This is a genomic window from Pseudomonas sp. NFACC39-1, from assembly GCF_900110355.1.
In the GTDB taxonomy this organism is placed as follows: domain Bacteria; phylum Pseudomonadota; class Gammaproteobacteria; order Pseudomonadales; family Pseudomonadaceae; genus Aquipseudomonas; species Aquipseudomonas tehranensis.
Genome location: NZ_FODL01000004.1, coordinates 478,462 through 500,439 on the forward strand (window position 1 = coordinate 478,462; position 21,978 = coordinate 500,439).

Sequence of the window (21,978 nt, forward strand, 5' to 3'; positions counted from 1 at the left end):
CCCGGGGTGGTAGATAGGTATGGCGGGCAGGAAAGTTGTAACGGTGTTTGGCAATTACCAGGGTTTTATCGCCCCTGTTGTCCCAGGCATCCAAGGGCATGGGGTGTCAAATAGTGTCCGGCCTCTTGCGGGGAGCTGCTACGCCTCCTAGTCTTGCGGGAATGAGCGGTCTGAATGCTGATCGCCTACGCCTATGCAAGGGATCTCATGACTCAAGCGCGGACTCTCGGAACCCCCCGGTTGTTGGGCATCGTCTGGCCTTTTATCGCCGTCGTCCTGTTTCAGGCATTGTTGGGGGGTGTCAGTCTTTACGTGTTGTCTGCGGTGCGCGGCTACGTGGCGGGGGAAAGCCTTTGGTCCAAGGGCCAGAAAGACGCCATTTACTACCTCAATCTTTATGCCGACAGTCGCGACGAAACAATCTTTCAAAAGTACCAGCGGGCTATCGCCGTACCTGAGGGCGGGCATGAGCTGCGGGTGGCCCTGGACCGTAAGCCGCCGGATCTGGAAGCGGCACGGGCGGGAATCCTCAAGGGCGGCAACCACCCGGACGACGTGTCCAGTGTGATCTGGCTCTACCTGAATTTTCGGCACTTCAGTTACCTGGAAGAGGCTATCGATCTCTGGACGGTGGGCGACGGCTACCTGATTGAACTGGATGACGTCGCCCGCCAGATGCACAGCCGGATTTCCGCAGGTCAGGCGTCTGAGGCCGATATTCGCGGCTGGAAGGCGAAAATCTTTGCCATCAACGATTCCGTCACCCCGGCAGCCAAAGCTTTCAGCGATGCGCTGGGAGAGGGTTCGCGCTTCATCCTGCGCCTGTTGCTGGTGACCAACTTCGCTACCGCCCTGGGATTGATCGTGTTGGCGCTGTTGCGCACGCATAAACTGCTGGCCCAGCGGCAGGTCTTCGCCAATGCCTTGCAACTGGAAAAGGAGCGGGCGCAGATCACCTTGCAGTCCATTGGCGATGGCGTGATCACCACCGATGTGGAAGGGGCAATCGCCTACATGAATCCCGCCGCCGAAGCGATGACTCACTGGAAGGCCGAGCACGCCACGGGACTGCCTCTGGCCGCCCTGTTCAATTTGCTCGATGACAACGCCCAGAGTGAAGGGCTGACCCTGATCGAACATATTCTCAGCGGCCGGCTCGGTGGCGGCAGCGAACATTCCAAGCTGATCCAGCGCCTGGATGGCAGCACGGTGTCCGTCACGCTCGTAGGTGCGCCGATCCGCCATGCCGGCAAGGTCAGTGGGGCGGTGCTGGTGTTGCACGACATGACCCAGGAACGCCAGTACATCGCCAACCTGTCGTGGCAAGCCACTCATGATGCGCTGACCGGCCTGGCCAATCGCCGGGAATTTGAGTATCGCCTTGAACAAGCCTTGCACAATCTGACGCGCCAGGTGGGGCGTCATGCATTGATGTTCCTCGATCTGGACCAGTTCAAGCTGGTCAATGACACCTGTGGTCATGCGGCGGGTGACGAATTGTTGCGTCATATTTGCGCGCTGCTGCAATCGGGATTGCGGGAAAACGACACCCTGGCCCGATTGGGGGGCGATGAGTTCGGTATTCTGCTGGAGAACTGCTCGCCGGAGGCCGCGGAAAAGATCGCCGACGGCTTGCGCCAGACCGTACAGAACCTGCACTTTGTCTGGAAGGGCCGTCCATTCGTGACCACGGTGAGCATTGGCCTGGTGCATATCGCCCAGAGCCCGATGACGCTGGAGGCGTCCCTGCGCGCTGCTGATATGGCCTGTTACATGGCCAAGGAAAAGGGCCGTAACCGGGTCCAGGTCTATCACGCCGACGACTCGGAACTGTCCCTGCGCTTTGGCGAGATGGCGTGGGTACAGCGCCTGCACATGGCCCTGGAGGAGAATCGCTTCTGTCTTTATGCCCAGGAAATCGCCGCGCTGGGGCCGGGCGACCATGGCGGCGGGCATATCGAGATTCTGTTGCGCCTGCATGACGAAGCCGGAAGGATGATCCTGCCGGACAGCTTCATTCCCGCGGCGGAACGCTATGGCTTGATGACGTCTCTGGATCGTTGGGTGGTGGAAAATGTCTTCAAGATCATCCGTCAGTGCCTGAACGATTCGCGGCAGGGACCGATGGCCATGTGTGCGATTAATCTGTCAGGCACAACTATCGGAGATCAGGCATTCCTTGATTTCCTGCGTAAACAGTTTGCGGCCTACTCCATTCCACCAGAAATGATTTGTTTTGAAATAACAGAGACGAGTGCTATTTCAAATTTGGGCAGCGCCATCCGCTTTATCAATGAACTCAAGAGCTTGGGTTGCTACTTCTCGCTGGATGACTTTTGTGCCGGAATGTCTTCATTCGCTTACCTGAAACATTTACCTGTAGACTTCCTGAAGATCGACGGGAGTTTCGTAAAGGATATGCTGGACGACCCGATTAACCGTGCAATGGTCGAGGTGATCAATCACATCGGCCACGTCATGGGTAAGCGCACGATTGCCGAGTTTGTTGAAACCACCCAGATCGAGCAGGCGTTGCTGGAGATCGGGGTGGATTACGCTCAAGGGTATGTGATTGAACGCCCGCAATTGTTTACCTGTGATACGTTGCAATGCAGGCCGGCCCGGCCGCAGCCGCTGTTATTCAAGGCCCCCGGCACGTTCCGCTGAACCTCTTGTTGATCCGGAAAAAATCACAATCAAAAGGAGCCCGACAGTGATCGACACATTCAACCGAACAGGCCCGCTCATGGACGCCACAAGCTATCCGAAATGGGCACAACAGCTCATTACCGATTGCAGCGAGAGCAAACGCCGGGTTGTCGAACACGAGCTGTATCAACGCATGCGCGATAACAAGCTCAGCGCCAAGACCATGCGCCACTACCTTATTGGTGGTTGGCCGGTCGTTGAACAGTTCGCTTTATACATGGCACAGAACCTCACCAAGACACGCTTTGCCCGCCACCCCGGCGAGGACATGGCGCGTCGCTGGCTGATGCGTAACATTCGTGTCGAACTCAACCATGCTGATTACTGGGTCAACTGGAGCGCCGCCCATGGCGTGACCCTGGAAGACCTGCAAGCGCAGCAAGTGCCACCCGAACTTCACGCGCTGAGCCACTGGTGCTGGCATACGAGTTCTTCGGACTCGCTGATCGTGGCGATCGCCGCGACCAACTATGCCATCGAGGGGGCAACCGGGGAGTGGTCGGCACTGGTGTGTTCCAGTGGCGTCTACGCGGCGGCTTTTGCCGAGGAAGACCGCAAGCGAGCCATGAAGTGGCTGAAGATGCACGCCCAGTACGATGATGCTCATCCCTGGGAAGCCTTGGAAATCATCTGCACCCTGGCGGGTATGAACCCGAGCAAGGCCTTGCAGATCGAACTGCGCCAAGCTGTCTGCAAGAGCTACGACTACATGTACCTCTTCCTGGAACGCTGCATGCAACTGGAGCAATCGGAGTCCGTGGGGAAAACCTCACCGACCCGTGAGCGTCTGGCGCTGGCCGGGAGCTGATACCCGATAGCCAACCCATGTGGGAGCGAGCCTGCTCGCGAAGGTGTCACGACAGTCAACGGGGAGGTTGACTGCTTGATCGCCATCGCGAGCAAGCCCGCTCCCACAATTGTTTTGGGTGAGCGCTGGCTCCAACCCACCTTCAACCCCTGTGGGAGCGGGCTTGCTCGCGAAAGCGGAGGGTCAGTTGTGAAGATCTTGAATGTACCGACATCTTCGCGAGCAAGCCCGCTCCCATATTTTTCGACGGTGTTCACAAAATCTGTAATTGCTGGTTTTCACCCCGCCATCGCCAGCCGGTTACGGCCCTCGCGCTTGGCCACGTACAACGCGTTGTCGGCCCTGCGCAGCAGGCTTTCGACTGACTCACCCGGCAGCAGGGTCGCGCAACCCAGGCTCACCGTCAGTTCGATCCGCGTCCCTGCGGCAAAATAATCCTGCGCCTGGGCGGCATGACGCAGCCGTTCTCCGACCATGGCCGCGGCATCCCGGCTGGTGTTCGAGAGCAGAATCAGGAACTCTTCGCCACCGAACCTGAACACCATGTCCACATTGCGCAGCTGATTCTTGATGGCCTCGGCCACGCCCTTCAATACCTCATCGCCGATGCCGTGCCCATGAATGTCGTTGACGCGCTTGAAATGATCGATGTCCAGCATCAACAGTGACAGCGGTTGCAAATGACGCTTGGCCATATCAACTTCACGGATCAGCGTCTGGTCCATGGCGATGCGATTGCCCGTGCCGGTCAGTGGGTCACGCAGGGCGCTTTGGGTCGCGGCGCGGTAGAGCAGCGCATTGCGCAATGGAAACAGCAGCGTCGACAACACGGACTCAAGGTCGGCCTGTTCGGTCTCGGTGAAGCGCTGGTTACGGCGAAACACCAGCTCACCCAGGTACTCGCCTTCATGGCTGAGGTTATAGGTGAGGGTGTGATGCCCGCGTTGTCCCAGCTCCAGGCGCAGATCGCTGGGGCTGTGCCGGTAGATCAGTGCGTCCAGCGGCACCAGCCGCTGAACCTCACGGAAAAACAGCCCCAGGATCCGTTGCGGCTCCAGGCTGGTCTGCAATTGCTGGCTCAGCTGCTGACGCAACTGCGAAAGATTGACAGAGCGGGCCACCAGCGGTGATGGCTGGCCAAAGCCCAGGCGCTGCAGTTTGGCGCTGTCGAAATCAATCGCGTTGATCTGGGTTGGCGTTTTCATATGGCGTGGGCCCCTAAGCGAATCTGTCCTGACAGGTTGGGCGAGGCGGCTTTGGGCGGCGCGTCGTACTGGTCCTTCAGTCCCGTAGGACATCTGATTTGAGTTTAGTCCGCTTTACCTGGCAGGCATAAGTCTCATCTCAACATCCATTCCCGCCGAACATGGCGTGTTTGAGGATCTTTAGAGCGAAAGTCGTGCCATTCGGTTCATTAGAATAAAAACTGCTTGGAAATCAATGTGTTGATTTCAAACGGCGAGCGCGTCGTCGGCAAGGGGTGACATGGACTTGGCGGTTCGCCTGGCTACGTCTGGGGGGCAGGGACGTCGCGACGGTAAACCGACGCGACGCCAAGGCGAGTGGTTACTGCGCGTTGAGTGCCTGGCCGTTGACACCGGTGCTATCCGGTCCCATCAGGTACAGGTAAACCGGCATGATTTCTTCAGGTGTAGGGTTGTTGAGCGGGTTTTCCCCCGGGTAGGCCTGGGCGCGCATGCTGGTGCGGGTGGCGCCGGGGTTGATGCTGTTGGCGCGCACCGGTGCGACGGTATCGACTTCATCGGCCAGGGTTTGCATCAGCCCCTCGGTGGCGAACTTGGAGACGCCATAAGCGCCCCAGTAAGCCCGTCCCTTACGCCCGACGCTGCTGGAGGTGAACACCACGGAGGCGTCCTTGGACAGCTTGAGCAGCGGCAGCAAGGTGCTGGTGAGCATGAACATGGCGTTGACGTTCACCTGCATCACCCGCATGAAGTTCTCGCCGGACAACTGCTCCAGCGGCGTACGCGGGCCGATGATCGAGGCGTTGTGCAGCAGGCCGTCCAGACGGCCGAATTCGCTTTCGATCATCGCCGCCAGTTCATCGTACTGATGCGGCAGGGCGGTTTCGAGATTGAACGGGATCACCGCCGGCTGTGGATGCCCGGCCGCTTCGATTTCATCGTAGACCTGGGTCAGGTTGGCTTCGGTCTTGCCCAGCAGCAATACAGTAGCACCGTGGGCGGCATAGGCCTTGGCGGCTGCGGCGCCGATGCCGCGACCTGCGCCGGTGACCAGGATGACCCGGCCATTGAGCAGGTCGGGGCGGGCGGAATAATCAAACATAAAAAACCTCACGAAACAGAACAAATGCGTGGTGATGCGCATGTGTGGCGAAGGATGGATCTGTGGCGAGGGGATTTATCCCCGCTGGCTGTAGGAGCTGACGAGTGCAACGAGGCTGCGATCTTTTCCTGCTGATCGAGCCCTAAGGCGAAAGATCAAAAGATCGCAGCCTTCGGCAGCTCCTACAGAACCCAGCCACAGGAGCAGTCAGCTCAACAACTGCACAATGCGTTATCCAGCACTTCACGCAGCGCCGAGGGGTGATCGATCACCACATCTGCGCCCCAATGGTTCGGGTTGTCGTCCGGGTGAATGTAGCCATAGGTCACCGCGCACGTCCGGGTGCCGGCGCTGCGGCCAGACTCGATGTCCCGCAGGTCGTCGCCCACGAACAATACGCTGGCCGGATCCAGGTCGAGCATCTTGCACGCCAGGGTCAGCGGTTCGGGGTCCGGCTTGCTGTTCTTTACATGGTCGGGGCAGATCAACACTTTCGAGCGTTCGGCCAGGCCCAGTTGCTGCATGATCGGCTCGGCAAAGCGCACCGGTTTGTTGGTGACCACCCCCCAGATCAGGTTGGCCGCTTCAATGTCGGCCAGCACTTGGGCCATGCCGTCAAACAGGTGGCTGTGGACCGCGCAACCCTTGAGGTAACGGTCGAGGAATTCCTGGCGCAGTTCCTCGAAACCTGGCGACTCCGGGTCCATGGAAAAGGTCACCGCGACCATCGCCCGGGCGCCGCCGGAAATCTCGTCGCGAATATGCTGCGTGTTCATCGGTGGCAGGCCACGGTCGGCACGCATGGCCTGGCAGATGGCGATGAAGTCCGGCGCGGTGTCGAGCAGCGTGCCGTCCATGTCGAAGAGAACCGCTTTGAGACGCATCGACTTACTCCTCGCGCAAGGTCTGGATCATGTAATTGACATCAACGTCGGCGGCCAGCTTGTAGTGCTTGGTCAGCGGGTTGTACGTCAGGCCGATGATGTCCTTGACGGTCAGCCCGGCCATGCGGCTCCAGGCCCCCAGCTCCGAAGGCCGGATGAATTTCTTGAAGTCGTGAGTGCCACGTGGCAACAGCTTCATGATGTATTCGGCGCCGATGATGGCGAACAGGTAGGCCTTCGGGTTGCGGTTGATGGTGGAGAAGAACACCTGGCCACCGGGCTTGACCATGCGAAAGCACGCGCGGATGACCGAGGACGGATCCGGCACGTGTTCGAGCATTTCCAGGCAAGTGACCACATCGAACTGTTCGGGCATTTCCTCGGCCAGGGCTTCGGCGGTGGTCTGCCGGTATTCCACGCTGACGCCGGATTCCAGTTGATGCAGTTGCGCAACCGCCAGCGGTGCTTCGCCCATGTCGATGCCCATCACCGTCGCTCCGCGCTGGGCCATGGCTTCGCTGAGGATGCCGCCGCCGCAGCCGACATCGAGTACCTTCTTGCCAGCCAGGCTGACGCGCTCGTCAATCCAGTTGACCCGCAGCGGGTTGATGTCGTGCAGCGGTTTGAATTCGCTTTCACGGTCCCACCAGCGATGGGCCAGGGCTTCGAATTTGGCGATTTCGGCGTGGTCGACGTTGCTCATGTGCAGATCCTCGAAAAACTTGAAAAATCGTAGGCCCCGAGCCGTGGCTCAAGGGGTCTGGTTATTCGTTGTGGCCGCTGATGCGACGACCCCATGCTTGCGCCGTGGCACTGAGCTGCGATTCGTCCAGGCGGGTCAGGCGGCCGTCCTCCAGTAAGGGCTTGCCGGCCACCCACAGATGTTTCACGCAGTCGCGACCGGTGGCGTAGATCAGTTGCGACACCGGGTCATAGACCGGTTGCTGGGCCAGCCCCGACAAGTCAAAGGCCACCAGGTCGGCGGCCTTGCCGACTTCCAGCGAGCCGACGGTCGTTTCGATGCCCAAGGCCCGGGCGCCATTGAGCGTGGCCATGCGCAACGCCCGGTGGGCATCCAGGGCCGTGGCCGAACCGGCGACGGCCTTGGCCAGCAGTGCAGCGGTACGCGTCTCGCCCAACAGGTCCAGATCGTTGTTGCTCGCCGCTCCGTCAGTGCCGACCGCGACATTGACCCCGGCCTGCCACAAGCGCTCCACCGGGCAGAAACCGCTGGCCAGCTTCATGTTCGATTCCGGGCAATGGATCACGCTGCAGTTGCTTTCTACCAGCAAAGCCTGGTCTTCATCGCTGACCTGAGTCATGTGCACCGCCTGAAAACGCGGCCCCAGCAGGCCCAGTCGTCCCAGCCGGGCCAGGGGGCGCTCACCGGTGTTATCCACAGCCTGCTGTACTTCGAAGGCGGTTTCGTGAACATGCATATGAATGGCCGCGTCCAGTTCTTCGGCGATTACCCGGATTTTTTCCAGGTTCTCGTCGCCGACGGTGTAGGGCGCATGGGGGCCGAATGCCACTTTGATCCGTGGATGGTGTTTGAGGTCGCCAAACAATTCGATGCCCTGACGAATGGCATCGTCGGCGCTGGCAGCACCGGGGATCGGAAAATCGAGGATCGGAATGGCGATTTGTGCGCGGATACCGCTGTTATGCACACGCTCGCTGGCAACCTTGGGGTAAAAATACATGTCCGAGAAACATGTGATGCCGCCCTTGAGCTGCTCGGCGATCGCCAGGTCGGTGCCGTCGCGGACAAAATCTTCATCGACCCATTTACCCTCGGCCGGCCAGATGTGTTGTTCAAGCCAGGTCATCAAGGGCAGATCGTCGGCCAGCCCGCGGAACAGAGTCATCGCCGCATGGCCGTGGGCGTTGATCAATCCGGGGCTGAGGAGCATGCCCGGCAGTTCGCGGACCTCGGTGGCGTCACATTTCAGGGCTTCTGCCCGTGGGCCTATGAACACGATGCAGCCGTCGCGGATGCCCAGGCCATGCTCCTTGAGCACGACGCCGGCGGGTTCGACAGGCACCAACCAGGTCGGCAGCAGTAATAAGTCGAGCGCAACGGCAGGCTTGGGCATCGTGGAACGGTTCCATGGCGTATAAGGGATGGCGAAGTATACCCGAGCGTCTTCGCGGAGGGATCGCTATAATCGGCGGCTTTTGTTCATGAGTGCGGGGTGTGGGATGCGCGATCGACTGTTGGCAGCGGAGAAGGTGAAGGCCATCGATTGGCGTGATGGCGCCCTCTATCTGTTGGATCAGCGTATTTTGCCGTTCGAGGAAACCTGGATCGCCTATACCACGGCGGCTGGCGTGGCCGAGGCTATTCGCTCGATGGTGGTGCGGGGCGCGCCGGCCATCGGCATCAGCGCGGCCTATGGCGTGGTGCTGGCAGCGCGGGCGCGCTTGGCCGAGGGTGGCGACTGGCAAACAGCGTTGGAAGCCGATTTTGCCTTGCTGGCCGACTCCCGGCCGACGGCGGTGAACCTGTTCTGGGCGTTGGACCGGATGCGCGACCGGCTGGGACGCTTGAAAGAGCATGCCGAACCGCTGGCGGCCCTTGAGGCCGAAGCCATCGCAATCCATGAAAGCGACCGCGAAGCCAACCTGACCATGGCGCAGTTGGGGGTCGATCTGATCCGCAAGCATCAAGGCAACGCCCAGGCCATCCTGACTCATTGCAATACCGGCGCCCTGGCCACCGGTGGCTTCGGCACGGCCCTTGGGGTGATTCGTGGGGCGTTCCTTGAGGGCATGGTCGAGCGCGTGTATGCCGACGAAACCCGTCCGTGGCTGCAAGGCTCGCGCCTCACCGCGTGGGAATTGGCCAATGAGGGCATCCCGGTGACCCTTAACGCTGACTCTGCCGCCGCCCACATCATGAAAACCAAGGGCGTGACCTGGGTGATCGTCGGCGCCGATCGCATCACCGCCAACGGCGATGTGGCGAACAAGATCGGCACCTATCAACTGGCGGTCTGCGCCATGCACCATGGCGTGCGCTTCATGGTGGTGGCGCCCAGTTCGACCATCGACATGAACCTGGCCAGCGGCGAAGACATTCCGATTGAAGAGCGTGACGGGCGCGAACTGCTGGAGGTTGGCGGCAAGCGGGTCGGGGCGGATGTGGATGCCTTCAACCCGGTGTTCGACGTCACCCCGGCGGACCTGATCGACGCCATTGTCACCGAGAAAGGCATCGTCGAGCGCCCGGATACGGCGAAGATGGCGCAGTTGATGTGTCGCAAGCGCTTGCATTGAAGGCTTTGAGTGTCGGATCTGCCGCTATCGCGAGCAGGCTCGCTCCCACATTGGATCGATGTTGTGACCGAAATCTTCGGCATACGCAGATCCCCTGTGGGAGCGAGCCTGCTCGCGATAAGGCCCTGAAAGTCAGCAGATGAGCCTGAATTGCACCTCAAATCTGCTTTCAGCAAGCCTCTAAGCCCCTCTCGTCCCATATCAGCCTGTCACCGGTCAACTAACTATGCTCCATGCGCATCAGGGGGATAGGTGCGTGGCGGCTCTTGTGATAACATCCGGCGGTTTCCAGGGCTGCCTCGCGAGGTAGCCTTTACTGCGCAGATCCATGGCATAACTCGTTGATTTGTCGTAAGTCGCTGCATGGCACTTGTTCTGCAGCGGCGAGCTTCGTTCGTCCCATCTGGATGTGACGAGGTTTCACCAGAAAAAGGAATCAGGCTTCTCATGGGCGAACTGGCCAAAGAAATCCTCCCGGTCAATATCGAAGACGAGCTGAAACAGTCCTACCTCGACTACGCAATGAGCGTAATCGTCGGGCGGGCGCTGCCGGATGCGCGCGATGGCTTGAAGCCCGTGCACCGGCGCGTGCTGTTCGCGATGAGCGAGCTGGGCAACGACTTCAACAAGCCGTACAAGAAATCAGCCCGTGTCGTCGGTGACGTGATCGGTAAGTATCACCCCCACGGTGACACCGCCGTGTACGACACCATCGTCCGGATGGCCCAGCCCTTCTCCCTGCGCTACTTGCTGGTAGACGGCCAGGGCAACTTCGGTTCCGTGGACGGCGACAACGCTGCGGCCATGCGATACACCGAAGTGCGCATGACCAAGCTGGCCCACGAACTGCTGGCTGACCTGCATAAAGAAACCGTGGACTGGGTGCCGAACTACGACGGCACCGAAATGATCCCGGCGGTCATGCCGACCCGTATCCCGAACCTGCTGGTCAACGGCTCCAGCGGTATCGCCGTGGGCATGGCGACCAACATCCCGCCGCACAACCTCGGTGAAGTCATCGACGGTTGCCTGGCCCTCATCGACAATCCCGAGCTGACCGTCGATGAGCTGATGCAGTACATCCCCGGTCCGGACTTCCCGACCGCCGCGATCATCAACGGTCGCGCCGGCATCATCGAGGCCTACCGCACCGGCCGTGGTCGCATTTACATGCGCGCCCGCTCGACCATCGAAGACATCGACAAGGTCGGTGGCCGCCAGCAGATCGTCATCACCGAGCTTCCGTACCAGCTGAACAAGGCCCGTCTGATCGAGAAGATCGCCGAGCTGGTGAAAGAGAAGAAGCTTGAAGGCATCACCGAGCTGCGCGACGAATCCGACAAGGACGGCATGCGCGTTGTGATCGAGCTGCGTCGTGGCGAAGTGCCTGAGGTGATTCTCAACAACCTCTACGCCCAGACCCAGCTGCAAGCGGTGTTCGGCATCAACATTGTCGCGCTGATCGACGGCCGTCCGCGGATCCTGAACCTCAAGGACCTGCTGGAAGCCTTCGTGCGTCACCGTCGCGAAGTGGTCACCCGTCGCACCGTGTTCGAACTGCGCAAAGCCCGCGAGCGCGGTCATATCCTCGAAGGCCAGGCCGTTGCCCTGTCGAACATCGACCCGGTCATCGCCCTGATCAAGGCCTCGCCAACACCGTCGGAAGCCAAGGAAGCGCTGATCAGCACGCCTTGGGAATCCACCGCGGTAGTGGCGATGGTCGAGCGTGCCGGCGCCGACTCGTGCCGTCCGGAAAACCTCGACCCGCAATACGGCCTGCGCGACGGCAAGTACTTCCTGTCCCCGGAACAGGCGCAAGCCATCCTGGAACTGCGTCTGCACCGCCTGACCGGCCTTGAACACGAGAAGCTGCTGGCTGAATACCAGGAAATCCTCAACCAGATCGGCGAGCTGATCCGCATCCTCAACAGCGCCACGCGCCTGATGGAAGTGATCCGCGAAGAGCTGGAAGTGATCCGCGCCGAATACGGCGACGTGCGCCGCACCGAGATTCTCGATGCGCGCCTGGACCTGACCCTGGGTGACATGATCCCGGAAGAAGAGCGCGTGGTGACCATTTCCCACGGCGGCTACGCCAAGACCCAGCCGCTGGCCGCCTACCAGGCCCAGCGTCGCGGCGGCAAAGGCAAGTCGGCCACAGGCGTCAAGGACGAGGACTACATCGCTCACCTGCTGGTTGCCAACAGCCATACCACGCTGTTGCTGTTCTCCAGCAAGGGCAAGGTGTACTGGCTCAAGACCTACGAAATCCCCGAAGCGTCTCGTGCCGCCCGTGGTCGTCCGCTGGTCAACCTGCTGCCGCTGGACAGTGATGAATACATCACCACCATGCTGCCGGTGGAGGAATACACCGAAGGTCACTACATCTTCATGGCCACCGCCAAGGGCACCGTGAAGAAGACTCCGCTGGAATCCTTTAGTCGTCAGCGCAGTGTCGGCCTGATCGCTCTGGAGCTGGACGAAGGTGACGTGCTGATTTCCGCTGCCATCACCGATGGCGAGCGTGAAGTCATGCTGTTCTCCGACGGCGGCAAGGTCACTCGCTTCAAGGAGTCCGACGTTCGCGCCATGGGCCGTACCGCCCGTGGTGTGCGCGGCATGCGCCTGCCGGAAGGCCAGAAGCTGATTTCCATGCTGATCCCCGAAGAAGGCAGCCAGATCCTCACCGCTTCGGCGCGTGGTTATGGCAAGCGCACGGCTATCAGCGAGTTCCCTGAGTACAAGCGTGGCGGCCAGGGCGTGATCGCCATGGTCAGCAACGACCGTAACGGTCGACTGGTCGGCGCTGTCCAGGTGCTCGATGGCGAGGAGATCATGTTGATCTCCGACCAGGGCACCCTGGTGCGCACGCGGGTGGCCGAAGTGTCGAGCCTGGGGCGTAACACCCAGGGTGTGACGCTGATCAAGCTGGCCAGCGACGAAACGCTGGTCGGGCTTGAGCGGGTGCAGGAGCCATCGGAAGTCGAAGGCGAGGAGCTGGAGGGCGAGGAGGGCGAAGCGTTCGACGGCACTCTTGCTACCGACGTTGACGACATGACCGGCGACCAACCGCTCGACGCTGCCGCAGACGAAGAAGAACCGCAGGACTAAGCGGGCATGCAGGGGGCGGATGAAGATTCGCCCCCTTGTTGTTTGTCCCGTTTGAAAATTTGCGACACTGCACATGACGCGCAACTGTGGGAGCGAGCCTGCTCGCGATGACGGACTGACATTCAACATGGATGCTGACTGTTACATCGCTATCGCGAGCAGGCTCGCTCCCACATTTGGGTCATGTGTTGATTGAAGATTGATGTGACCACCAGATCAGAGCGAGATTGGATGTGAGCAAGAGAGCCTATAACTTCTGTGCCGGCCCGGCGGCGCTTCCTGAAGCGGTCCTGAAGCGTGCCCAAGGTGAACTTCTCGACTGGCATGGCAAGGGCCTGTCTGTCATGGAAATGAGCCATCGCAGCGATGAGTTCGTGTCCATTGCCACCAAGGCTGAGCAGGATTTGCGTGATCTGCTGAACATCCCCTCCAACTACAAGGTGCTGTTCCTGCAGGGCGGCGCCAGCCAGCAATTTGCGCAGATTCCGCTGAACCTGCTGCCCGAAAGCGGCAAGGCCGATTACATCGACACCGGAATTTGGTCGCAGAAAGCCATCGAAGAAGCCTCGCGCTACGGCCACGTCAATGTCGCCGCCACTGCCAAGCCCTACGACTATTTCGCCATTCCCGGCCAGAACGAGTGGAACCTGTCCAAGGACGCGGCCTACGTTCACTATGCGCCGAACGAAACCATCGGCGGCCTGGAATTCAACTGGATTCCGGAAACCGGCGACGTGCCCCTGGTGGCTGACATGTCTTCGGACATCCTGTCGCGCCCTGTGGACATCTCCCGTTTCGGCATGATCTACGCCGGCGCGCAGAAGAACATCGGCCCGAGCGGCATCCTGGTCAGCATCATTCGCGAAGACCTGCTGGGGCGCGCCCGTTCCTTGTGCCCGACCATGCTCAACTACAAGGTCGCCGCCGACAACGGCTCGATGTACAACACCCCGCCGACCCTGGCCTGGTACCTGTCGGGCCTGGTGTTCGAATGGCTGAAAGAGCAGGGCGGCGTCGAGGCCATCGGCAAGCTCAACGAAGTGAAGCAGCGCACGCTTTATGACTTCATTGACGCCAGCGGCCTCTACAGCAACCCGATCAACAAGACCGATCGTTCCTGGATGAACGTACCGTTCCGCCTGGCGGACGATCGTCTCGACAAGCCGTTCCTGGCCGGTGCCGACGAGCGCGGGCTGCTGAACCTCAAGGGCCACCGTTCGGTCGGCGGCATGCGCGCTTCCATCTACAACGCCGTCGATATCAACGCGGTCAATGCGTTGATTTCCTACATGGCAGAGTTCGAGAAGGAACATGGTTGATGTCTGAGCAAGAACTCAAGGCGCTGCGCCTGCGCATCGATGCCCTGGACGAAAAGGTCCTGGAACTGATCAGCGAGCGCGCGCGCTGCGCCCAGGAAGTGGCGCGGGTGAAAATGGCCTCCCTGGCCGAAGGCGAAGTGCCGGTGTTCTATCGCCCGGAACGTGAGGCGCAGGTCCTCAAGCGCGTCATGGAGCGCAACAAGGGGCCTCTGGGCAATGAAGAAATGGCGCGGTTGTTCCGCGAGATCATGTCTTCGTGCCTGGCCCTTGAGCAGCCTTTGAAAGTCGCTTACCTGGGCCCTGAAGGCACCTTCACCCAGGCTGCCGCCATGAAGCATTTCGGCCACGCCGTGATCAGCAAGCCGATGGCGGCCATCGACGAAGTCTTCCGTGAAGTGGCGGCGGGCGCGGTGAACTTCGGCGTGGTGCCGGTGGAAAACTCCACCGAAGGCGCGGTCAACCACACGCTGGACAGTTTCCTTGAGCACGACATGGTGATCTGCGGCGAAGTCGAGCTGCGCATCCACCATCACCTGCTGGTGGGCGAGAACACCAAGACCGACAGCATCAGCCGGATCTATTCCCATGCCCAGTCCCTGGCCCAGTGCCGCAAGTGGCTGGACGCGCATTACCCGAATGTCGAGCGTGTGGCGGTGTCGAGCAACGCTGAGGCGGCCAAGCGGGTCAAGGGTGAGTGGAACTCGGCGGCAATCGCCGGCGACATGGCGGCCGGCCTCTACGGCCTGACGCGCCTGGCGGAAAAAATCGAGGATCGCCCGGACAACTCCACGCGATTCCTGATGATTGGCAGCCAGGAAGTGCCGCCCACCGGCGACGACAAGACATCGATCATTGTCTCCATGAGCAACAAACCCGGCGCGCTCCATGAGCTGCTGGTGCCGTTCCATGACAATGGCATCGATCTGACACGGATCGAGACCCGTCCGTCGCGCAGCGGTAAATGGACCTACGTGTTTTTCATCGATTTTGTCGGCCACCACCGCGATCCGCTGGTAAAAGGTGTGCTGGAAAAAATCAGTCAGGAAGCAGTGGCACTCAAGGTGCTGGGTTCCTACCCCAAAGCAGTTCTTTAAGGGCGGATAGCTAATGAGTGGCAACTTCCTCGCTCTGGCTCAGCCAGGCGTGCAACAACTCTCGCCTTACGTTCCAGGCAAGCCGGTGGACGAATTGGCCCGTGAGCTGGATCTGGACCCGGCCAGCATCGTCAAGCTGGCCAGCAACGAAAACCCTTTGGGCGCGAGCCCCAAGGCGCTGGAGGCGATCCGTGACGAGCTGGCCGAGCTGACCCGTTATCCCGACGGCAATGGTTTCGCCCTCAAGAGCCTGCTGGCCGAGCGCTGTCGCGTCGAGCTGAGTCAGGTGACCCTGGGCAACGGTTCCAATGACATTCTCGAGCTGGTGGCGCGTGCCTACCTGGCGCCGGGCCTCAATGCCGTGTTCAGCGAGCATGCGTTTGCGGTCTACCCGATCGCCACCCAGGCCGTCGGCGCCGACGCCCATGTGGTGCCGGCCAAGGATTGGGGGCACGACTTGCCCGCCATGCTGGCGGCCATCGACGCCAACACGCGGGTAGTCTTCATCGCCAATCCGAACAATCCGACCGGCACCTGGTTCGACGCCCAGGCGTTGGACGACTTCCTCCAGGACGTGCCCGAGCATGTGCTGGTGGTGCTGGATGAGGCCTACATCGAATACGCCGAAGGCAGCGATTTGCCCGATGGCCTGGATTTTCTCGCGGCCTACCCGAACCTGCTGGTCTCGCGCACGTTCTCCAAGGCCTATGGCCTGGCGTCGCTGCGGGTCGGCTACGGCCTGTCCACCGCCGTGGTGGCCGATGTGCTCAACCGCGTGCGTCAGCCGTTCAACGTCAACAGCTTTGCCCTGGCCGCTGCCTGCGCTGCGCTCAAGGACGACGCCTACCTGGCTGAAAGTCGCCGCCTGAACGAGGCCGGCATGCAGCAGTTGGAAGCCGGGTTTCGTGAGTTGGGCCTGAGCTGGATTCCATCGAAAGGCAATTTCATTTGCGTCGATCTGGGCCGTGTCGCGGCTCCGGTGTTCCAGGGCTTGCTGCGCGAGGGCGTGATCGTGCGTCCGGTGGCCAACTACGGCATGCCGAACCACCTGCGCGTCACCATTGGCCTGCCAGCGGAAAACAGCCGCTTCCTTGAGGCGTTGAGCAAGGTTCTGGCTCGTGGTTGATGTCACTTCACTGCAACCTGCTGCACCTATGATCGGTCGCCTGGTGGTGGTCGGTCTGGGGTTGATCGGCGGCTCGTTCGCCAAAGGCCTGCGCGAAAGCGGTCTGTGTCGTGAAGTGGTGGGTGTCGATCTAGACCCGCAGTCACGCCGGCTGGCGGTGGAGCTGGGGGTGGTGGATCGCTGCGAGGACGACCTGGCGATTGCTTGCCAGGGTGCGGACGTGATCCAGTTGGCCGTGCCGATCCTGGCCATGGAGAAACTGCTGGCACGCCTGGCGGCCATGGACCTGGGGCAGGCGATTCTCACGGACGTCGGCAGTGCCAAGGGCAGTGTCGTGCGGGCGGCCACTGAAGCCTTCGGCGGGATGCCGGCGCGCTTTGTGCCCGGTCATCCGATTGCCGGTTCCGAGCAGAGCGGGGTGGAAGCCTCCAACGCCGACCTGTTTCGTCGCCACAAAGTGATATTGACGCCACTGGACCAGACCGATCCGGCTGCGCTGGCGGTGGTGGACCGTCTGTGGCGCGAGCTGGGTGCGGACGTCGAGCACATGCAGGTCGAGCGCCACGATGAAGTATTGGCCGCCACCAGCCATTTGCCGCACCTGTTGGCGTTTGGTTTGGTGGATTCATTGGCCAAGCGCAATGAAAATCTTGAGATCTTCCGTTACGCTGCCGGCGGTTTCCGCGATTTCACGAGAATCGCCGGTAGCGACCCGGTCATGTGGCACGACATCTTCCTCGCCAACCGCGAAGCTGTCCTGCGCACACTCGATACATTTCGCAGCGACCTCGACGCCTTGCGCGACGCGGTCGATGCAGGGGACGGGCACCAATTGCTGGGCGTTTTCACACGCGCCAGGGTGGCCCGCGAGCATTTCAGTAAAATCCTGGCCCGTCGGGCCTATGTGGACGCTATGAACTCCAACGATCTGATTTTCCTGGCACAACCTGGTGGCTCCCTGAGTGGGCGTATTCGTGTACCGGGCGATAAATCAATTTCCCACCGTTCGATCATGCTCGGCTCCCTGGCCGAAGGCGTGACCGAAGTGGAAGGCTTTCTCGAAGGTGAAGACGCCCTGGCGACGCTGCAAGCGTTCCGCGACATGGGCGTGGTCATCGAAGGCCCGCATCACGGTCGCGTGACCATCCATGGTGTTGGCCTGCACGGCCTCAAGCCTGCTCCGGGCCCGATCTACCTGGGCAACTCCGGCACGTCGATGCGCCTGCTGTCCGGCCTGCTGGCCGCCCAAGATTTCGACAGTACCCTGACCGGTGACGCTTCGCTGTCCAAGCGGCCGATGAATCGCGTGGCCAACCCCCTGCGGGAAATGGGTGCGGTGATCGAGACGGCGGCCGAAGGTCGTCCGCCCATGACCATTCGCGGTGGCAACAAGCTCAAGGGCCTGACCTACACCATGCCGATGGCCAGCGCCCAGGTGAAATCCTGCCTGCTGTTGGCCGGTCTCTATGCCGAAGGCAAGACTACGGTCACCGAGCCGGCCCCGACCCGCGACCACACCGAACGCATGTTGCGCGGCTTCGGCTACCCGGTCACGGTCAACGGCGCCACGGCCTCCGTCGAGTCCGGCAGCAAACTGACCGCGACCCACATTGAAGTACCGGGCGATATCTCGTCCTCGGCGTTCTTCCTGGTGGCCGCTTCGATTGCCGAAGGCTCCGAGCTGGTGCTTGAGCATGTGGGCATCAACCCGACCCGTACCGGCGTGATCGACATCCTGCGCCTGATGGGGGCTGACATCACCCTGGAAAACCAGCGTGAAGTGGGCGGCGAGCCGGTTGCAGACCTGCGCGTACGAGCAGCTAAACTCAAGGGTATCGAGATTCCCGAAGCGCTGGTGCCGCTGGCCATCGACGAATTCCCGGTGCTGTTCGTGGCGGCGGCCTGTGCCGAAGGGCGCACCGTGCTGACCGGCGCCGAAGAGCTGCGGGTCAAGGAATCGGATCGTATCCAGGTGATGGCTGATGGCCTGATCGCGTTGGGCGTGAAATGCCAGCCGACGCCGGACGGCATTATCATCGACGGCGGCCAGATCGGCGGCGGCGAAGTCCATGGTCACGGCGATCACCGTATCGCCATGGCCTTCAGTGTTGCGTCTTTGCGCGCCAGTGCGCCGATCCGCATTCATGATTGCGCCAACGTCGCAACGTCGTTCCCGAACTTCCTGGCGCTGTGTGCCCAGGTCGGTATTCGAGTAGCACAAGAGGCACAGTCGTGAACATCAAGGCACCGGTCATCACCATCGATGGCCCAAGCGGTTCAGGCAAAGGCACCATCGCCGGAATCCTGGCCAAGCAACTGGGCTGGAACCTGCTCGATTCGGGTGCGTTGTATCGCCTGCTGGCGTTCGCCGCCGCCAATCATGGCGTCGATCTGACCAATGAAGAACTGCTCAAGGCCCTGGCTGCGCATCTGGACGTGCAGTTCATCGCGGCGACCGACGGTCAGCTGCAGCGCATCATTCTGGAGGGTGACGAAGTCAGCAATGTCATTCGTACCGAAAGCGTGGGGGCCGGGGCCTCCCAGGTCGCCGCGCTGCCGGCGGTGCGCGAGGCATTGCTACAGCGCCAGCGCGCTTTTCAGGAGCCGCCAGGATTGGTGGCCGATGGGCGCGACATGGGTACCGTGGTGTTTCCCGATGCCCCGCTGAAGATTTTCCTCACCGCCAGTGCCGAGGAGAGGGCTCGTCGCCGATATTTGCAGTTGAAGGGCAAAGGCGAGGATGTTAGTCTGTCGAGTCTGCTAGATGAGATCCGTGCACGCGACGAGCGTGATACCCAGCGCGCAGTAGCCCCGCTCAAACCGGCGGCTGACGCGATACAGCTGGATTCCACGGAGTTGTCCATCGATCAGGTGTTGCAACGCATCATGAGCGAAATCGCCATCCGCGATATCGCCGGGTGACCAGGAAGCTGCGCAGGGGACCAGTCATAGTCCTGCGGTGCTTCTTTTATATGAAACTAACCCACACCGTCTGGGGTGTGGAGGCGGGCGTATTCTTCGCCCTAATCAACAGGAATTAAAATGAGCGAAAGCTTTGCGGAACTCTTTGAAGAAAGCCTGAAAACCCTGAACCTTCAGGCAGGCTCCATCATCACCGGTGTTATCGTTGATATCGATTACCAAGCTCGCTGGGTAACCGTTCACGCTGGTCTGAAGTCTGAAGCACTCATCCCGCTTGAGCAGTTCTACAACGACGCTGGCGAACTGAACATCAACGTCGGTGACGAAGTTCACGTTGCGCTGGACTCGGTTGAAGATGGCTTTGGTGAAACCAAGCTGTCCCGTGAAAAAGCCAAGCGCGCTGAATGCTGGATCGTTCTCGAAGCGGCTTTCGCAGCTGAGGAAGTGGTCAAGGGCGTTATCAACGGTAAGGTTAAAGGCGGCTTCACTGTCGACGTTAACGGCATCCGTGCGTTCCTGCCAGGTTCCCTGGTTGACGTTCGTCCAGTGCGCGACACCACGCACCTGGAAGGTAAAGAGCTGGAATTCAAGGTCATCAAGCTGGACCAGAAGCGCAACAACGTTGTCGTTTCCCGTCGCAGTGTCCTGGAAGCCGAGAACTCCGCCGAGCGTGAAGCTCTGCTGGAATCGCTGCAGGAAGGCCAGCAGGTCAAGGGTATCGTCAAGAACCTCACCGATTACGGCGCATTCGTCGATCTGGGTGGCGTCGATGGCCTGCTGCACATCACCGACATGGCCTGGAAGCGTATCAAGCATCCTTCGGAAATCGTCAATGTTGGCGACGAGATCGATGTCAAGGTTCTGAAGTACGATCGCGAGCGCAATCGTGTTTCCCTGGGCCTCAAGCAACTGGGTGAAGATCCATGGGTTGCTATCAAAGCCCGTTACCCAGAAAGCACCCGCGTCACCGCTCGTGTTACCAACCTCACCGACTACGGCTGCTTCGCTGAGCTGGAAGAAGGCGTTGAAGGCCTGGTACACGTTTCCGAAATGGACTGGACCAACAAGAACATCCACCCTTCGAAAGTCGTACAAGTCGGCGACGAAGTGGAAGTCATGGTTCTGGACATCGACGAAGAGCGTCGTCGTATCTCCCTCGGCATCAAACAGTGCAAATCCAACCCATGGGAAGATTTCTCTGGCCAGTTCAACAAGGGCGATAAAATCTCCGGCACCATCAAGTCGATCACCGATTTCGGTATCTTCATTGGTCTGGACGGCGGCATCGACGGTCTGGTTCACCTGTCCGACATCTCCTGGAACGAAGTGGGCGAAGAAGCCGTACGCCGCTTCAAGAAGGGCGACGAGCTGGACACCGTTATCCTGTCGGTTGACCCAGAGCGCGAGCGCATCTCCCTGGGTATCAAGCAACTGGAAAGCGATCCGTTCTCCGAGTACGTCCAAGAGAACGACAAAGGCGCAATCGTTAAGGGCATCGTGAAAGAAGTTGACGCTAAAGGCGCCATCATCACCCTGGCCGACGATATCGAAGCGACTCTGAAAGCCTCCGAAATCAGCCGTGACCGCGTTGAAGACGCGCGCAACGTTCTGAAAGAAGGCCAGGAAGTAGAAGCCAAGATCATCAGCGTTGACCGCAAGAGCCGTGTAATCCAGCTCTCCATCAAGTCGAAAGACGATGCTGAAGAGAAAGAAGCCATCCAAAGCTTGAAAGACAAGCCTTCGGATAGCATCGCTGCTGGTCCTACCACTCTGGGCGACCTGCTGCGTGCACAAATGGAAAAGCAGAACTAAGTTCTGTCAGTCCATAGAAAAAGGGTGACTTCGGTCGCCCTTTTTTGTGGGCGCGATTCGGGAAAAGCTGACCTGTTTGTAAGTTGGCTCCTCTGCATGACTCAGCAGTGAAACCAATCCTGCAACCTAACTGTCTCTTTCTTTAAGCAGATCAATCACCTATTCAAGGTTAGACTGCAGATGCCCTAGTCTTCCCGGGCCAATGTGGGGGAGGCTGCTCGCGATAGCGTCAGATCAGACACCACCCAGTCGGGTGCTGGCTATTTAAGGAGACGAATGAACAGGCTTATCCTGGTATTCGCGGTATTGATCTTGGCGGGTTGCACCACAAGTGCCAAGACCCATGCGGTGCGTGGCGTCAGTGGTATCGAGGTCGATTGTTCCGGCCTGGGGTCAGGCTGGGAAAAATGCCACAAGCGGGCGGCGAAGGAGTGCAAGGGCGCCGGGTACAAAGTCATCACCCGCTCCGATGATGCCAAGGATGAAGATCAATATCCATTTGGCTTCAATCCAGCCGGCTACCTGACCCGCACGATGTTGGTCATTTGTCGTTGAATACGCTCAAGTGCAAGGCTTGTGCAGAAACGGGGCAAATACGACAGGATGA

The 21,978-nt window shown here is 60.3% G+C and carries 16 protein-coding genes; 11 read left to right on the top strand and 5 right to left on the bottom strand.

Features of this window, described 5'->3' with window-relative positions:
* Positions 1-207 precede the first annotated feature (207 nt).
* Positions 208-2,667: an EAL domain-containing protein gene (locus BMY45_RS11605; protein ID WP_092397767.1), complete on the top strand. Its 2,460-nt coding sequence runs from the start codon at positions 208-210 to the stop codon at positions 2,665-2,667.
* 79 nt (positions 2,668-2,746) lie between these two features.
* Entirely contained in the window at positions 2,747-3,517 is a 771-nt protein-coding gene (locus tag BMY45_RS11610; protein ID WP_371264146.1) for an iron-containing redox enzyme family protein, read from the top strand.
* A 278-nt stretch (positions 3,518-3,795) separates the two neighbouring features.
* On the opposite strand, the gene BMY45_RS11615 is transcribed toward BMY45_RS11610, so the two are convergent.
* The 5 genes from BMY45_RS11615 to BMY45_RS11635 form a co-directional block, all read right to left on the bottom strand.
* On the bottom strand, positions 3,796-4,722 hold the full coding sequence (locus BMY45_RS11615) for a GGDEF domain-containing protein (protein WP_092397627.1): 927 nt from the start codon (positions 4,720-4,722) through the stop codon (positions 3,796-3,798).
* Positions 4,723-5,083: 361 nt separating this feature from the next.
* Positions 5,084-5,824: a YciK family oxidoreductase gene (locus BMY45_RS11620; protein ID WP_092397629.1), complete on the bottom strand. Its 741-nt coding sequence runs from the start codon at positions 5,822-5,824 to the stop codon at positions 5,084-5,086.
* 212 nt (positions 5,825-6,036) lie between these two features.
* Positions 6,037-6,708, bottom strand: coding sequence for an N-acetylmuramic acid 6-phosphate phosphatase MupP (mupP, locus tag BMY45_RS11625; protein ID WP_047226303.1), 672 nt, complete (start codon positions 6,706-6,708; stop codon positions 6,037-6,039).
* Between the two features lie 4 nt (positions 6,709-6,712).
* Positions 6,713-7,411, bottom strand: a complete 699-nt coding sequence (gene ubiG, locus BMY45_RS11630) for a bifunctional 2-polyprenyl-6-hydroxyphenol methylase/3-demethylubiquinol 3-O-methyltransferase UbiG (protein WP_047226304.1) — start codon at positions 7,409-7,411, stop codon at positions 6,713-6,715.
* A 61-nt stretch (positions 7,412-7,472) separates the two neighbouring features.
* Positions 7,473-8,804 (bottom strand): TRZ/ATZ family hydrolase, encoded by a 1,332-nt coding sequence (locus BMY45_RS11635; RefSeq protein ID WP_092397631.1) that lies wholly within the window; start codon positions 8,802-8,804, stop codon positions 7,473-7,475.
* A gap of 106 nt (positions 8,805-8,910) precedes the next feature.
* Between BMY45_RS11635 and mtnA the strand changes: the two genes are divergently transcribed.
* The 9 genes from mtnA to BMY45_RS11680 all read left to right on the top strand — a co-directional run bounded on the left by mtnA (position 8,911) and on the right by BMY45_RS11680 (position 21,926).
* Positions 8,911-9,987, top strand: a complete 1,077-nt coding sequence (gene mtnA, locus BMY45_RS11640; RefSeq protein ID WP_092397633.1) for an S-methyl-5-thioribose-1-phosphate isomerase — start codon at positions 8,911-8,913, stop codon at positions 9,985-9,987.
* 447 nt (positions 9,988-10,434) lie between these two features.
* A complete protein-coding gene (gyrA, locus tag BMY45_RS11645; protein ID WP_092397635.1) occupies positions 10,435-13,098 on the top strand; it encodes a DNA gyrase subunit A in 2,664 nt (887 codons plus the stop codon).
* Positions 13,099-13,331: 233 nt separating this feature from the next.
* Entirely contained in the window at positions 13,332-14,417 is a 1,086-nt protein-coding gene (serC, locus tag BMY45_RS11650; protein WP_076385786.1) for a 3-phosphoserine/phosphohydroxythreonine transaminase, read from the top strand.
* On the top strand, positions 14,417-15,511 hold the full coding sequence (gene pheA, locus BMY45_RS11655) for a prephenate dehydratase (RefSeq protein ID WP_003199233.1): 1,095 nt from the start codon (positions 14,417-14,419) through the stop codon (positions 15,509-15,511). Before serC ends, pheA begins: the two co-directional genes overlap by 1 nt.
* 13 nt (positions 15,512-15,524) lie before the next feature.
* Positions 15,525-16,637 (top strand): histidinol-phosphate transaminase, encoded by a 1,113-nt coding sequence (gene hisC, locus BMY45_RS11660; RefSeq protein WP_092397637.1) that lies wholly within the window; start codon positions 15,525-15,527, stop codon positions 16,635-16,637.
* Between the two features lie 28 nt (positions 16,638-16,665).
* Positions 16,666-18,873, top strand: a complete 2,208-nt coding sequence (locus BMY45_RS11665; protein ID WP_256573641.1) for a bifunctional prephenate dehydrogenase/3-phosphoshikimate 1-carboxyvinyltransferase — start codon at positions 16,666-16,668, stop codon at positions 18,871-18,873.
* Complete coding sequence (cmk, locus tag BMY45_RS11670; protein WP_047226311.1) at positions 18,870-19,559, top strand: (d)CMP kinase; 690 nt, start codon at positions 18,870-18,872, stop codon at positions 19,557-19,559. Before BMY45_RS11665 ends, cmk begins: the two co-directional genes overlap by 4 nt.
* A gap of 120 nt (positions 19,560-19,679) precedes the next feature.
* Positions 19,680-21,371, top strand: a complete 1,692-nt coding sequence (gene rpsA, locus BMY45_RS11675; protein WP_007899744.1) for a 30S ribosomal protein S1 — start codon at positions 19,680-19,682, stop codon at positions 21,369-21,371.
* A gap of 276 nt (positions 21,372-21,647) precedes the next feature.
* Positions 21,648-21,926, top strand: coding sequence for a hypothetical protein (locus tag BMY45_RS11680; RefSeq protein WP_092397641.1), 279 nt, complete (start codon positions 21,648-21,650; stop codon positions 21,924-21,926).
* Positions 21,927-21,978: the final 52 nt, after the last annotated feature.

Excerpts from the sequence above, each read along its gene's own strand:
- BMY45_RS11635 (WP_092397631.1), bottom strand. The coding sequence starts at position 8,804 with ATGCCCAAGCCTGCCGTTGCGCTCGACTTATTACTGCTGCCGACCTGG.
- rpsA (WP_007899744.1), top strand. The coding sequence starts at position 19,680 with ATGAGCGAAAGCTTTGCGGAACTCTTTGAAGAAAGCCTGAAAACCCTG.
- BMY45_RS11620 (WP_092397629.1), bottom strand. The coding sequence starts at position 5,824 with ATGTTTGATTATTCCGCCCGCCCCGACCTGCTCAATGGCCGGGTCATC.
- hisC (WP_092397637.1), top strand. The coding sequence starts at position 15,525 with ATGAGTGGCAACTTCCTCGCTCTGGCTCAGCCAGGCGTGCAACAACTC.
- BMY45_RS11665 (WP_256573641.1), top strand. The coding sequence starts at position 16,666 with ATGATCGGTCGCCTGGTGGTGGTCGGTCTGGGGTTGATCGGCGGCTCG.
- ubiG (WP_047226304.1), bottom strand. The coding sequence starts at position 7,411 with ATGAGCAACGTCGACCACGCCGAAATCGCCAAATTCGAAGCCCTGGCC.
- BMY45_RS11615 (WP_092397627.1), bottom strand. The coding sequence starts at position 4,722 with ATGAAAACGCCAACCCAGATCAACGCGATTGATTTCGACAGCGCCAAA.
- pheA (WP_003199233.1), top strand. The coding sequence starts at position 14,417 with ATGTCTGAGCAAGAACTCAAGGCGCTGCGCCTGCGCATCGATGCCCTG.
- BMY45_RS11680 (WP_092397641.1), top strand. The coding sequence starts at position 21,648 with ATGAACAGGCTTATCCTGGTATTCGCGGTATTGATCTTGGCGGGTTGC.
- gyrA (WP_092397635.1), top strand. The coding sequence starts at position 10,435 with ATGGGCGAACTGGCCAAAGAAATCCTCCCGGTCAATATCGAAGACGAG.
- BMY45_RS11605 (WP_092397767.1), top strand. The coding sequence starts at position 208 with ATGACTCAAGCGCGGACTCTCGGAACCCCCCGGTTGTTGGGCATCGTC.
- mtnA (WP_092397633.1), top strand. The coding sequence starts at position 8,911 with ATGCGCGATCGACTGTTGGCAGCGGAGAAGGTGAAGGCCATCGATTGG.
- mupP (WP_047226303.1), bottom strand. The coding sequence starts at position 6,708 with ATGCGTCTCAAAGCGGTTCTCTTCGACATGGACGGCACGCTGCTCGAC.
- BMY45_RS11610 (WP_371264146.1), top strand. The coding sequence starts at position 2,747 with ATGGACGCCACAAGCTATCCGAAATGGGCACAACAGCTCATTACCGAT.